The organism is Bacillus canaveralius, assembly GCF_002860125.1.
GTDB classification, from domain to species: Bacteria; Bacillota; Bacilli; order Bacillales; family Cytobacillaceae; genus Bacillus_BJ; species Bacillus_BJ canaveralius.
Genome location: NZ_PGVA01000013.1, coordinates 1 through 13,348 on the forward strand (window position 1 = coordinate 1; position 13,348 = coordinate 13,348).

12 protein-coding genes, 1 other RNA gene, 1 pseudogene and 1 riboswitch are annotated in these 13,348 nt (G+C 39.6%); of the genes and pseudogenes, 5 read left to right on the forward strand and 9 right to left on the reverse strand.

Features of this window, described 5'->3' with window-relative positions:
* Positions 1-9 precede the first annotated feature (9 nt).
* Positions 10-92, reverse strand: a riboswitch (cyclic di-GMP riboswitch).
* Positions 93-589: 497 nt separating this feature from the next.
* Positions 590-1,351: a hypothetical protein gene (locus CU635_RS06315; RefSeq protein ID WP_101576338.1), complete on the forward strand. Its 762-nt coding sequence runs from the start codon at positions 590-592 to the stop codon at positions 1,349-1,351.
* A 12-nt stretch (positions 1,352-1,363) separates the two neighbouring features.
* Entirely contained in the window at positions 1,364-3,634 is a 2,271-nt protein-coding gene (locus CU635_RS06320) for a YIP1 family protein (RefSeq protein ID WP_101576339.1), read from the forward strand.
* A 107-nt stretch (positions 3,635-3,741) separates the two neighbouring features.
* Here CU635_RS06320 and CU635_RS06325 read toward each other — a convergent pair whose 3' ends face one another.
* The 4 genes from CU635_RS06325 to CU635_RS06350 form a co-directional block, all read right to left on the reverse strand.
* Positions 3,742-4,224: a hypothetical protein gene (locus CU635_RS06325; RefSeq protein WP_101576340.1), complete on the reverse strand. Its 483-nt coding sequence runs from the start codon at positions 4,222-4,224 to the stop codon at positions 3,742-3,744.
* Positions 4,225-5,104: 880 nt separating this feature from the next.
* Positions 5,105-5,320, reverse strand: a complete 216-nt coding sequence (locus tag CU635_RS06335) for a hypothetical protein (protein WP_101576341.1) — start codon at positions 5,318-5,320, stop codon at positions 5,105-5,107.
* 415 nt (positions 5,321-5,735) lie between these two features.
* A complete protein-coding gene (locus CU635_RS24320; RefSeq protein WP_101576342.1) occupies positions 5,736-6,194 on the reverse strand; it encodes a phosphotransferase enzyme family protein in 459 nt (152 codons plus the stop codon).
* A 373-nt stretch (positions 6,195-6,567) separates the two neighbouring features.
* A complete protein-coding gene (locus tag CU635_RS06350) occupies positions 6,568-7,305 on the reverse strand; it encodes a DUF2161 domain-containing phosphodiesterase (protein WP_101576344.1) in 738 nt (245 codons plus the stop codon).
* 148 nt (positions 7,306-7,453) lie between these two features.
* Here CU635_RS06350 and CU635_RS23245 point away from each other — a divergent pair, with 148 nt between their 5' ends.
* Positions 7,454-7,621, forward strand: a complete 168-nt coding sequence (locus tag CU635_RS23245) for a hypothetical protein (RefSeq protein ID WP_180955546.1) — start codon at positions 7,454-7,456, stop codon at positions 7,619-7,621.
* Positions 7,622-8,018: 397 nt separating this feature from the next.
* Positions 8,019-8,213, forward strand: a non-coding RNA gene (gene ssrS / locus CU635_RS06355) — 6S RNA.
* A gap of 256 nt (positions 8,214-8,469) precedes the next feature.
* Here ssrS and CU635_RS06360 read toward each other — a convergent pair.
* On the reverse strand, positions 8,470-8,694 hold the full coding sequence (locus CU635_RS06360) for an alpha/beta-type small acid-soluble spore protein (RefSeq protein WP_101576345.1): 225 nt from the start codon (positions 8,692-8,694) through the stop codon (positions 8,470-8,472).
* Positions 8,695-9,069: 375 nt separating this feature from the next.
* Here CU635_RS06360 and CU635_RS06365 point away from each other — a divergent pair.
* A pseudogene (locus CU635_RS06365) lies at positions 9,070-10,445 on the forward strand (amino acid permease).
* Between the two features lie 67 nt (positions 10,446-10,512).
* Here the strand turns inward: CU635_RS06365 and CU635_RS06370 are convergent.
* The 4 genes from CU635_RS06370 to sigH all read right to left on the reverse strand — a co-directional run bounded on the left by CU635_RS06370 (position 10,513) and on the right by sigH (position 13,094).
* On the reverse strand, positions 10,513-11,112 hold the full coding sequence (locus tag CU635_RS06370; RefSeq protein ID WP_101576346.1) for a DUF502 domain-containing protein: 600 nt from the start codon (positions 11,110-11,112) through the stop codon (positions 10,513-10,515).
* 118 nt (positions 11,113-11,230) lie between these two features.
* Complete coding sequence (locus CU635_RS06375; protein ID WP_101576347.1) at positions 11,231-11,557, reverse strand: antibiotic biosynthesis monooxygenase family protein; 327 nt, start codon at positions 11,555-11,557, stop codon at positions 11,231-11,233.
* Between the two features lie 127 nt (positions 11,558-11,684).
* The gene (locus tag CU635_RS06380; protein WP_101576426.1) at positions 11,685-12,302 is read right to left on the reverse strand and encodes an NUDIX hydrolase; all 618 of its coding nucleotides are present in this window, start codon (positions 12,300-12,302) and stop codon (positions 11,685-11,687) included.
* A 138-nt stretch (positions 12,303-12,440) separates the two neighbouring features.
* Entirely contained in the window at positions 12,441-13,094 is a 654-nt protein-coding gene (gene sigH, locus CU635_RS06385; protein ID WP_101576348.1) for an RNA polymerase sporulation sigma factor SigH, read from the reverse strand.
* Positions 13,095-13,348 lie beyond the last annotated feature (254 nt).

Here is a 13,348-nt window from a genome sequence, read left to right on the forward strand (position 1 = left end):
TTTAATCCATTCGGTAACCCGGCTGTCATGGCATCTGCTTTAGACCCGTGGCTTTGCGTCTCCAACTTTCGTCGGATTTGCCTTTATCATTGGTTAATATTGTTGAATTATGTAACTTTTTTCCTGATCATATATTACTATTTTAAGTAAAACATTTCAATATTTTTCTATTAAAATTAAATATTCCCTTGTAGAACAAGTTTCTGTAGAGCCTGCAATCCATTTTAATTAGACCTTGAAAAAGATAAACATTTCCCTATCAGGCTTCACAGTATTGATCTTTACCTGAAAGAAAAGAGAAAATAAACTCTTAAAATTTTCGGCAAAAACATCAAGGACTGTTATCAGAGAAAAGGTAAATATTTAAGTTTTTCTAAGCCATTCATCTAATTATTTCAATTTCGGACTTGAAATAATAGACTATTAGTCTATAATGCTAGGAAGAAAATAGAAATAAAGGTTGACCGCTTGAAAAGGCGGAATAGAAAACCAAATTTTAAATTCACGGTTTTATATAAGAACAGTCTGGTATTCCATTTAATCCTAATGGAGTGCTTGTTTTGTGTTTAAGGGAATGGAGGAATACAGGGTGAGCCTTACTAAAATGTCACGGAAAGAAAGAATAGCAGGCTGGGGGATTCTTGCAGCCACTTTCTTTTGTTCAGGTTTGCTTTCTTTACCCGTCTACTATGAATATAGCGCGATTGGCGATATTGTCCCTGTTGAGGACATTGGGGTCGATGGCAGTGTTTATTTTACATATGTGGAAGGCGGCTACACAGAAAACCTGGCAGATAAGCTGCTTGTTGCCAAAACTGCTGTCCATGCCGAATTTATTCCGGTTGATCGGAACGTTATCGAGATGAACAATTTCTACATGGAGATGGATCAAGTTTATAAAGAAGAAACGATTCAAAATGCAGTTGACAGTGCCAGCGACGGTGCCGGGGAAGCAGCGGATGATTTAGAAGCGGAGCTGAACGAGATCGTCACCAAAACGGAGGAATATTACGGAGAGTCGTTCGGGCTCATGCTGGCATTAGGCTTGACAGAGCAATGGCACGGTCTGGATTTTTCAAAGGGGGGCAAATATAAGATAGCCGGGACTGGCACGCTCGAAGCTGACAACACGGTTGGGTCGATCGGGTACGTCAAAGCCAAGCTGTTCACAGCCGAGCTGAATAACGTCGATTATTTCTTTGTTCCGAAGGATAAGGACCGCTTTGAGTATGAAGGGCTCAGCAATGAAGAAGAAGCGAAAAAACTGGACGCGGAAGAAAACTTCCTGTTTGAAATCGTGTATGTCGATACATTGGATGATGCCTTGAAGTTTTTAGAGACGCTGCAGTAAGGGGGAAAAAGGTTGCTTGAATTACGTTCGAACCGCCTGAGTAATTTATTGGTTTTTTTGCTGCGGGCAAATGCAATCATGGCGGGAATTTATACCGTTAGCCAGATTATCTTTCTAATTAATGAACATTTTTATATGGACTATGCATACTCGATTGGTTCATTTACATATGCTTTCTATTTGATGCTTTTTTTTGTCATAGCGGTTCTATTTTTTATATGGATTTATCGGGTCCATCAGGATTTGAGACAGCTTGATTCCGCCTATCCACTGGCCCCAAAGGACGCTGCTATGATTATGATCCCGCCGCTTTCCATTGCAGGGCTAGCCTACACTTATATAAAGGTGGCAAGATTTTTTAAAAAGTATGAGATCCTCACCGGAAAAGCGGGCCGCAAATTACTTTGGCTTACTGGTTCTATTTACGGTTTAATTGCGGCAAATTCGATAATCAGATTTTATGAGGATAATATTTCTTTTGCGATTAGCGGCCTGTTAATGATTTTGTCATGCTCGGTTTATTTAATTGTAACGAGGGTCGTGCAAAAAGGAATTATCGTGCTTGCCAGCAATGAGGAGGAACTGGCGCGGATAAAGAGATTAGAAGCAGAAGCGGCCGCTGCTTTGGAGTCTGCAGCTGAGCAGTCAACAGCGCGAGTTGATACTGGTGAAGAATTGGATGTCAAAGAAGGGCCCGTGGAGGAGCAATCCATTCAGGTTGTAAAATATCCGTTCTTAAGTATATTGGTAAAGGCAAGGCTCACCATTCGGCAGCTTACTTCTGGCGAACAAAAATCACGTGTGTTACCGATCGCGATGTTGAATGGAATTATTACACTTTTCACTTCGCTTATCTCTTCCGAATACCCTAGTCCATGGTCTTGGTTCCCTACATTGATGATGATCGTGCTGCTGGGTGCTTTGGCGGGTATAGCTTTGCTCTATATTTATGGATTTTTATTTTTTATTGCCGGAAAACCGATTAAAGGAAAAGCTTCACAAAAAGAAATTCGCACGGCTTACGCCTGGATGAACATTCCAAGTTTTTGGGCGTTTTTTGCATGGCTGCCAGCTATCGCTTTTTTCCCTGAGCAACTGTTCACTGGCCAATTGCTTACACAGGAAAGCAATATCTTCCTTACGCTCATTTTGTTGTGTGCAAGTCTTTTTTATTCTGTTGGACTATGCTGGTCGATTGTGCTGTTAATGATTGGCTTGAGCGAAGTGCAGCGCTTTTCGATCTGGAAGGCAATTTTGAATATCTTGATCGCTGCTATTCCGTTCATTTTGATTGGGATTATAACTGCTGTATCAAGTGTCGGCGAAGATGTTGGTTCTAACGGGGAAGATATTTATTTTGAAGAGGAAGAAGCTGGACTCAACAGCGAAGGCATTGGTTTGTATGAAGAAGAAGATCTGGTCCGTCTTCCTTACGGTTATCTTGCTTATAATAAAATTGACTATTTGGGTAGTTCGGACTTATTATCAGTCGATTTGGCAAGAACTTATATCAGTGATGCCCATAATTGGATCTCACCTTTTGGGTATGGATGGTATTTTAGTTACTATCATTACCTGGAGCAACAGGATGAACAAAGTATTGGGGAAATCCGGGGTGATTATTATTTATATGTTTATGAGCTTCAAAACCAATCCCTGGCAAGCAAAGAAGAATATATACTGCCAGCTTCTCCTGATTACAAGCTAACCAAGCTGGCCGAAAATGCGTACAGGATCGACCTTCCATCCGGATTCCAGTATACTTTTAACGGCGTCAAATCAGAAACGGATCCTGACGGCGGCCGGCTGATGTCTATTCATCATCAGCAGGGAAGCGCAGTATCCTTGGAGTATGACGACAAAGGCAGGCTGACACGTGCGGCGAAACAGGATGGAACCTTTGCCGAATTTCATTATACCGGGGAATTGATCACTTCGGTTGTCGATGAAACGGGAAATGAAATTCGCTACGAATATTTGAATAATGAGCTGCGAACCGTGCGTTTTCCTGACGGTGCCAGCGAGACCTATGAATATGATGCTTTTCATCGGCTGAAGGTCGTGCACGCGGTTGATGGGACAACTTACGAATACTCTTACGAAAAGACCCGCAACCGTGTTGCCGGGATCAAGAGAAATGGCCACCATTTGTTCAGTTATAAGTATTTAGAAAATGAAGTTGTCCAGTATGATGCCCAAGATAGGAAGACCCGCTATATTTATGACGATAACAAAAATCTTATCAAAACAATTGATCATAACGGGCGGGAAATTACCAATTAAGCAGTTAAAAAGCGCCCTCCTTGATTTTTAAAGAGGGTGCTTTTGATTTGTGAAAATCAATTTCTTATCCAGGTCAAGCAGATGTGCTATATCGAGGGACTCTTATATCAGAAAGCTGGTGTTTGTTCATTTACATAATAGTTTTGTACGCCCGGCAACAAGGTAAGGATTTGAATAGCCAGCCCAACAGCCATATAGACTAAATGAACGGTATGAACATCATTTATAAAGTAAACCTGCAGCGTAATCCAAATTATCAATGCGAACCCGATATATAACGAATATGTCCAGGACCAATGTTTTTCAGCAAACACATTAAGCTTGTTGGCTGCCTTCCATTGCCACTTTTTCATCAGTGCAACAGCCAGGATTAATGGAACAACCCCAAACAAAGAAAGTAGAATGATGCCGGGAATGAGATAATCATTAAACGGAGATTGTTTAAGCAATGAGATCGGCATCTTTAACAAATTGCCGCTCGTATCAATGATGAGAGAAAAACCTCCAAATACAGCACCAACGCCCAAAAGCATATGAACAATAACAAGAAGTTTGCTTGCAATAGGACTGCTTCTAAAAAATTCACCCATGTTATGCCACCTTTCCACATTTTTTTACGATCATTGCATGGAAAGACTTCGGGGAATGTTTACTGCAATCCTTTCTTGTGACATAAAGGTTCACTATAAAGACACCAATTTAACAAATAATAGGATTCCGGCATTAAAAGTTTCTGTGATTCAAGGACTAAGCTATGCACCTGGACCTCGAAACACTACAACTCTCAGAAATTTTATGTTTTTTTGCTTAAAACTTGTTAAAAAAACTCTTTTTGCGTATTTTTCAGGAGAAGACTAACAAATTTGGTCGAATAATTTAGGTTTTAATAAAATAACTTACAATTAAAACCATAAATTTACATAAAATTACTTTTTAGAGTATTTAGGCAGAGGAATTAAGCGAAAAATGAGAGGAATTAAGCGAAAAGCCCGGTGATTTAAGCGAAAAAATCAAGAATCAAGCGAAACTCAGCTTTATTTAAGCGATACCATTATATGTAAGGCTAAGAACCTATTTAAGTTCACTTTTGAAACTGGTTTTATACTACTTACGAAGCTGATTTATATGGGCTTGATGGTATCTGTTATGATCAGCGATACTTTAACATAACAAACATTGTTCCGAACTATATAAATTGAACATAAGTTTTTCTTTAATTTCCGCTCCAGGCTCTTCGCTTTCCGCGGGCGTGCCGGGGAGCCTCCTCGGCGCTAGAAGCGCCTGTGGGGTCTCCCCTGCCCCGTCATCCCGCAGGAGTCTTCGCGCCTTCCGCTCCATTCAAACAGAAATTGTTTAGTTCAATTTATATAGATAAATATGTGCATTCGACCGGAAGATGTCTCCCCTAATCGTTTATGTCGTTCATATAATAGAGGGCTGAACCTTGTCCGGTTCAGCCCCCTTGTGTGTTTATTTTTCTTCTTCAGTAGTTTCTTCTTCGGTACCTGTTTCAGCTTCTTCTTCTGTACCTTCTTCAGCACCTTCTTCAGTGCCTTCTTCAGTATTTGTGTTTTCTTCAGTTTCTGTTCCTTCTGTGTCAGATTCTTCGTTGCTGCAACCTGTGGCAATACCTACTAACATGAACGATGCCATTAACACTAATAACCATTGTTTAAGATTTTTCATAGTTTTTTTGCCTCCTTGAATGTTGCAATTTGAGTTACAAGATATATCATAGAAGGATTTCAGCAAAATGAAAATATGTTTTCAGCACTCTTAACCAATGTTAACTGATTCTTTATATACGCTTAACGATTTTATTGAATTATTTAGAAAGTTCAAGACTTTCGCCCCGTTTAATTTTCAGAAGGGGGGCGAACAAACTACAAAGTGAGTTGGCTAAGTCTTTGCAATTACTTTGGCTTTCACATGTTTGATTTTCAATTTAGATTTAATTTTTGAAGTAAAAATGGAAATACCGAGATGGCTACAAGCGTTTTTTAATCGAACCTAAACTGAAAGCGAAAAGACGAAAAATGCGAGTATCGAACTGATACTCGCTACTTTATATATAAAAACATACTGAAAATCAGCCGTTATCTTACGAAATATTCAATTCGATATACGGAATATCGTTTTCAATTCTTCCTCTCATTCTTGCCAACACTGTTTTAACATTCAAATTATATTCTTCAATATTCAAAAATTTTGATAGATAAACAAACGAATAAACCTGTCGATAATTTAAAAAGAATTGAAGCCTGGATAGCCAACTTTTATCAAGATTGTTTTCTTGATTATAACCGGTCAAAAATGCATCCAAAAAATTCAGGGCGAATTTTTCTCTTCTTTCTTTTTCAGTCTCTGGAATAAGCTGAATGGCATGATACACTGATATTGCAATATCGTAAACAAACCAGTTATGCTCGCAATCGCCGAAATCAAAGAGGATAATCTTATCACCATTTATATAGAAGTTTTTCTGATGGAGGTCATTGTGAATTAATCCGTATAAATCCTTGTCCTTCGGGAGTTGTTGTAATTCATTGATGAAACTGATCCATTTATCATAAACATGTTGTCCGGCGGATTCTGGAAATCCGGAAAAAACTCTTCCTTCATTCCATTACAGATGTCTGATTGCCGGATCCAGGGGTTGATAGGTTTTCGCTAAGGCATGCATTTTGCCCATGGTTCGACCCCAGTTTTGCACAACATCAGGATTAGCTTCCAAATCAGTCACAAATTGTCCTTCCGCTTTTTCAAAGCAATAACGATAAAATTTTCTCCCTCGGCAGCAATGATCTCTATTATGTTCCCGTTGCGGGAAAGAATCGTTCATACATCTTACCTGAGTGAGCACAGATATATGGCTCCCGACGCGGATTTGTTTGCTCTTAACATGTATTATCTAAAAAATTGAAGGAATAACGCTATATCTGACCTTCATCCCGCTTTAATTTATAATAATAGTCAGCAACCTCAGGGTATTCCTGTATTTCGCTTTTTCCAATGTTGCTAATCGTGTACGTTCCCCTCTTGATCTTATCAAACCATCCATAATAGTTTTTATTAAGAATTGATAAGGTTTTATCACCTGTTCCCATTTCCCGCAGCGATTTTGGGGATAGCGGTCCGAAGCAGTCAAGGCAAGTAGCGATGTGGATGCAATTTTCTTTATAGGCAGTCATAATTTTTGTTTTGTTGCTTCCGCCTACATTATAGTCACCGTTCCTTCCCTTGATTTCTGTCAGGATGTTAGCCCTTCTTTTCTTGTTGAGCTTCATGCTCTTCAATCGATCGAAGGACGCGGGTGAAAAAGGAATGTCCAGTTTTACGTTGTTCCGCTGAAATGAAACCAGGATCAATCCTAATTCCAGCCTTCTGATCAGATGACAAATGTCGCGCCATTTTTTAGAAAATAAGCTTTGTTTCGGCTTTGGTATTGCTATATAAACGCTGTCGGCAAACCGCTGTCTTTTCGTCGCCTGGATCAGCAATTCGACGTTCAATCGTAACTTCATTTCTACAACGATTAAATCTTCCCCCTTAACTGCGGCCAGATCGCAGTGGTTCACCTCGCCGTAAACTTCATATCCCTGTTGGGTAAAGTATTTTTGGACCGGTTTGTACAAGTCCATTTCGAATATTTTATCCTTTTTGCTCGGCATTTATATCCCCTTTAATCCTTTTGGACGTAAGTATAACATTATTTGTAACAAATAACCTTTGCAATTTAGCATGGGCACCAACAAATTCAATGCTCATAGAGGGATGATTTTTTCGTGTTTACACATCCTAAAATGAGGAGGTGAAAAGATGGAAAACCAAAATAACAACCAGCGCAACAACAAGGGGACCAACCAACAACAGAATGGCGGTGGCGGCATGTTTGATCAATTCGCCAACGCGATTTCCAAAGTGGTAAATAATATTACAGGCAATGGCAATAAACAACGCCATAATAATAACAAAAACAACCATTGATTTCGCAACGCCATTTTTTGGCGTTTTTTTTAATTAAAACAAACTGCCATCGTATTCTATCCATAAAATGAACGTTGACCAGAAAACGCATACACTGTTACTTTAAACAAGGCTCCCATCCAGAGTGATAGGGGGAGTGTTTTGAAGTTAGTTAAAGGAAGCAAGGTGGAATACGAATCAGAGATCTATATTATCCATTGGATTTACGATAGTGGATATTGTGAAATCAAATATGGCCACGTGATAAAATTGGTGAAACTATCTGAACTCACACCTTTAGAGTAAATTCTTGTATTTATCTGGTTTGGGAGTCATTAAGCACTCATGGATCATGGGTGCTTTTTTTTAAGGAAACAACTGCCATTGAAAACAACAAGTAATTATTGTACTATATAAATACAAGCTGCATTGTACGTAAGGATAATAAAGTTTTAACCTTTAAGCTGTAATAGGGAGTTTTAATTGAAGCTGAAATGACGAGCCTCTGTCTATATGACAAGGAGGACAAGCAGGAAGGTTTCTGCGAACACCCACTTTGAGGAGTGGTGGTTTAAAACTTTCTTATATTAAATACGGCAAAGGCGGCTACATAATAACGCATACCAAACCAGTTTCCTATCGGGAACTGGTTTTTTTGTGTTTAATTGGGATAGCCTGCATATTTAAGCCTTTGAATGGTCACCTTATCCATGTGAACTACTTATGCTCCATATTTATGGAGAGCTTTTCATTTATCAATGAAAGTTAGATTCGTCAAACAATTACTTGCCTTTTCAGTACATAAAAGGGCTACCCACGCAAGGTAGGTAGCCCTAGCCATTTAAATATTTTGTTTTAAGTTACACAGATTAGCGAGTAGGCGCACCTGGTTGTCCAAATTGTCCTGCTAACTGAGATTGAGCTGTAGCAACAAGACGCTTTGTAATCTCTCCACCAACAGAACCATTAGCACGAGAAATTTGATCTGCTCCAAGCTGGATTCCAAACTCAGTTGCGATTTCATACTTCATTTGGTCGATTGCTTGTTGAGCACCTGGTACCAATTTATCACGGTTACCACCACGACGTGACATATTATCACCTCCTTTAAGGTTATTGTCTCTAATTTGTTTCAGTTATTACATTGTAAATTTTGGATTGAATATAAATAAGGAGAAATTCAATAATATGATTGTTGAGAGGAAGACCTGACATAATTGGCGAGCTGTCAAGCTCTTCCTCACTTCATCTCCTTTTTCTTATTTTGATTATGTTAAAAAGGGAATTGACGGCTTGCAATTCCCTTTTTAATTTTCCGAAAATTACCTATTAGTAACATCCATTTCAAGAACTCCAACATGACTGCAGTCCTTTGCAACTCTATTTTGCCTAAATAAAGAAACTTTCCTAACAACATAATCAATTCATTTATATCGAATAATACTAGTACCTAACATTGGAGGTATTGTATGAGTACTGCTGGCTGCAACCCGGATCGTTCAAATAAAGATTCAAACAAAAAGAATAATGAAGGACGATTGACATGGTGGCAGCTTTCATTGATGGGGGTTGGCTGCACGATCGGAACAGGATATTTCCTTGGCTCGAGCATAGGGATAAGCATAACTGGTCCTTCGATTGTCTTCTCCTTCATGTTGGCGGCAATCGGAACCTATATCGTATTCAATGTACTGGCAAAAATGACAGCCAAAGATCCGCAGGAAGGATCATTTTGCTATTACGCAAAGAAAGCCTACGGGCAGTGGGCCGGCTTTTCCTGCGGATGGAACTATTGGTGTTCCAACATTCTCATCATGGGAAGCCAATTAACCGCGCTTTCGATCCTGTCACGTTTTTGGTTTCATCAGATCCCTCTATGGATTTTTGCTGCTGGATATGCACTATTATCAATTATTGTCGTATTAATGGGCACCAATAGCTTTGATAAAGTTGAAGACCTTCTGGCCGTTGTGAAGGTTGCGGCCATTATCATGTTTATTATTCTTGCTGCTGCGGCCCTGCTTGGCTGGATAGATGGGGATGCCAACAGTCCCGGCCTTCCAACTTCAGCAAACGAGCTGTTTGCTGAAGGGTTTAAAGGGTTCTGGTCGTCCCTAATCTATGCTTTCTATGCCTACGGGGGGATTGAAGTTCTCGGACTAATGGCGATGCGTCTTAAAAACAAGAAGGACGCCCCAAAAGCAGGGACAGTTATGATATTCACACTGGCGGTAATCTATGTCGTATCGCTTGCACTTGCGGTGATTATGGTTACACATGGAGCATTCCATGAAAAAGAAAGCCCTTTTGTAACGGCTTTAGCCAACTATAATCTCCCCTTTTTTCCACACGTTTTTAATGGGGCGATTATTGTAGCGGGTTTCTCAACGATGACCGCGTCATTATTCGGGTTGACAAACCTGCTTGTCACCCTCGCTGAAGACGCGATGCGCCTTCTTTTTTTGCCAAAAAGGTAAAAAAAATAAAAAATTTCCCACTTCCTTCACTAGGCCTGGCAGCTGTTGGCCTGTTGTTATCCATTATCACAGCCTTGCTTTTGCCTGGAAAAATTTATGAGTATATCACAACTGCAGCCGGGATTTTATTGTTGTACAACTGGTTTTTTATTATTATTTCATCGCTTCGAATCCTGGAATTTAAATTTTTAGGGAAAACGATTGCTTTTTTGGGGCTGACTTTAATTTTGGCAGCGATCAGCGGCACAGTTTTCGAAGAAAAGATTCGTCCTGGATTTTTTGTCAGCATATTCTTTATTATAATTATCGGTTTAATTGCTCTTAAGATGCGCAAAGTCTGGGATAAGGAAAAAACGCAAACCGGATAAATTCGTATGGGACATGAATAATACAAACAGACCCGGAATCGCGAGCTCCGGGTCTGTTTTTAGAACGTTATTTAGCTTCTGCTTTTTTATTTTTACTTTGTGAAGTCATTCCGCCAGACAGGATAAACTTCATGGCATCTTCCGGTTTCACATCAATAATTTCCACTTCGTCTTTCGGAATCAAAAACGTGAAACCAGCCACCTGGAACGTTTGCTGAACGTAAACTGCTACATAATCTTTTAAAGGATCATAAAAACTTGCCAGTTCTTCTGTTGTAATAAATCCGATGCTTTTGATTTCTGTGCCGGGGATTGTGATTAAGGCTACCTTTGAAAATGACTTTTTGTCCCCGAGAAAAGAATGGATTGTATCTTTGATAACTGAGTAGAGAGTTTTGACAATCGGAATATTTTCAAGCAACCTGTCAATGAGCCGAAAAATCGTTCCCGTTAAAAATTTCGTAGACAACCAGCCTAAAACCGTAATCAGGACAATCGTCGCAAGCAACCCAATCCCGGGAATATAATCATCCTTCAAATAAGGTTTCAGCACATTCCCAAGAATGCCATCCAAAAACATAAACGTTTTATAAACAACGTACACAACAAGAATAATCGGAACAATTGTCAAAATCCCATTAATAAAATTTCGTAAAATGATTTTCATTTTTCTAGCTCCCAGCGGTTTTATGTCATTCTTTGCGATTGGAATGTTGGTGGATATATCCACCGTTGGACCGAATTTTATCCGCGTTAGGTCGGCATTGTGTCGGAAAAGCAGTCGACTACATTTCGAAAAATGTGTTTCGCTCCACTTTGCAAACTCTTAATGCAAAGTTTTTGTACCACTCCGCCTTTCCCTTGTCCTGGGCCACTTTATGGGCGGAATTCTCCTTCCAGCCTTTGATAGCTTCTAACGAATCCCAGTAAGAAACCGTAATGCCCAATCCCTCATCGCGTGCACTTTCTACCCCTAAGAATCCAGACTGTTGCGAAGCCAATTCTACCATTTCCTCTGCCATTTTCCCGTATCCGTTGTCCACTTCAGTTCTTTGGGAAACGAAAATGACCGCATAATACGGTGGCTGTGGAGTTTTAGCAATTAAAGTCATAATTTTGTATCCCCCCAAAAAAATAACATAGTTTCTTGTATGAACACTTTATTATAACCGATACCATAAAGAGGACACATACATTTGGCGGCAGCCAATAAAAAAAAGACCAGCTGTTCGCTTGCAGCTAGTCAAACATCGTCTCTCTGTGTGGATTTCTTAAAAAGTCAAAAAGCATTTTTAGCTGGGACTCCGTATTCCTTTTAACAGAAATACTCGGCAGCTTATGTTCTGGAAAAAAATCGATCCCGGATGTTTCGACCCCGATACTTGCCGTGCCGCCGACTATCTCACATTGAATAAACATTTTATAATAATGATATGGCTGCGGAGGATGCGGATGTTTATTCATATCCAATAAAGCAAGTAACTTCTTTGGAATTACCTCATAACCAGACTCCTCTTTTATTTCTTTCACGATATTTTCAGACGGTGATAAGCCTATCTCACAAAAGCCGCCTGGCAAGGACCATTTGTTATCCAGCTTTTCATGTACCATCAGGATCTTATCATCCTTAAAAACAACTCCGCGCACATCAACTTTTGGCGTTTGATAGCCTGTTTCGTTCGTAAATAATTCTTTAACTTTTTCCATGTCCAGATCAGTGTGTTCGGCAATGATTTCAGCACTGATCTTTCGCAGCTCCTCATACCTTTCGATATCAAAGACATCTTTTGAAAAAGTTAACCCTGCTTGGGAGATTGATTGAAGCCGCTTTGCCCATTCCAGCCATTTATGACTCACCTCGAGAACACCCACTCTTTTAAAATCTTGATCAGCATCCAGCATATGCTTGATAACGCTGGATAAGATTGTTGATGTGACGATAGTTCGCACAATGAAAACTCTCTGAAATCCGACGGCTGTGGCAGCGATTGTTTTTTAATACAAAATGACTTCCCTCATCTCGAGATATCTTTCCAGTTTTCTTTTTATTCGCTGCAGGGCATTATCAATCGACTTTACGTGCTTGTTTAATTCCCGGGAGATTTCCACATATGAGTGCCCGTTTATATATAAAGCCAAGACTCTTCTTTCTAAATCACTAAGCTTTTCTGCCATTTTCAGTTCAATATCGTCGGCCTTTTCCTGGATAATGATTAATGCTGCCGGATCCATTTCTTTTGTACCGGATATTACGTCCATCAGTGTATGGTTTGATTCTTCCTCATAAATGGGCTTGTCCAAAGACACATACGAATTGAGGGGCGAATGCTTTTGCCGGGTTGCTGTTTTTACCGCGGTTATGATTTGCCTGGTGATACAAAGTTCGGCAAACGCCTTAAAAGAACTCAACTTGTCTTCTTTAAAATCACGTACCGCTTTATAAAGGCCAATCATTCCCTCTTGAATAATATCTTCCCGGTCTCCGCCGCACAGGAAGTACCTGCTTGCCTTGGCCCGCACAAAATTACGGTATTTTTGAATTAAAAAATTCAATGCCTCTTCATCCCCATTATGTACCAACACTACCAAAACGTCATCTTCTAAATTCGCATAATTTTCAATCAGCTTTACTCCGAAGCTTACACTCACTCATATCCCTCCGCTGCATCTGCCTGAGTTTGATGTTTAAACTGACACGTCGCCTCTTGTTTAAGGTAACTACCAGAAATTACAGATATAATATTAACGCAGATAGGCTTTGAAAGATATTCACAAATAACGACTATTCTCTACATTCTCTGTCATAAATAAGGGAAAAACTTCTGGTCCGAATTGTTTATCCCTTATGTTTGTCCAACAAAGAAGGTATTTGTCGAATTTTTTAATGAATTATTTGGTGATTT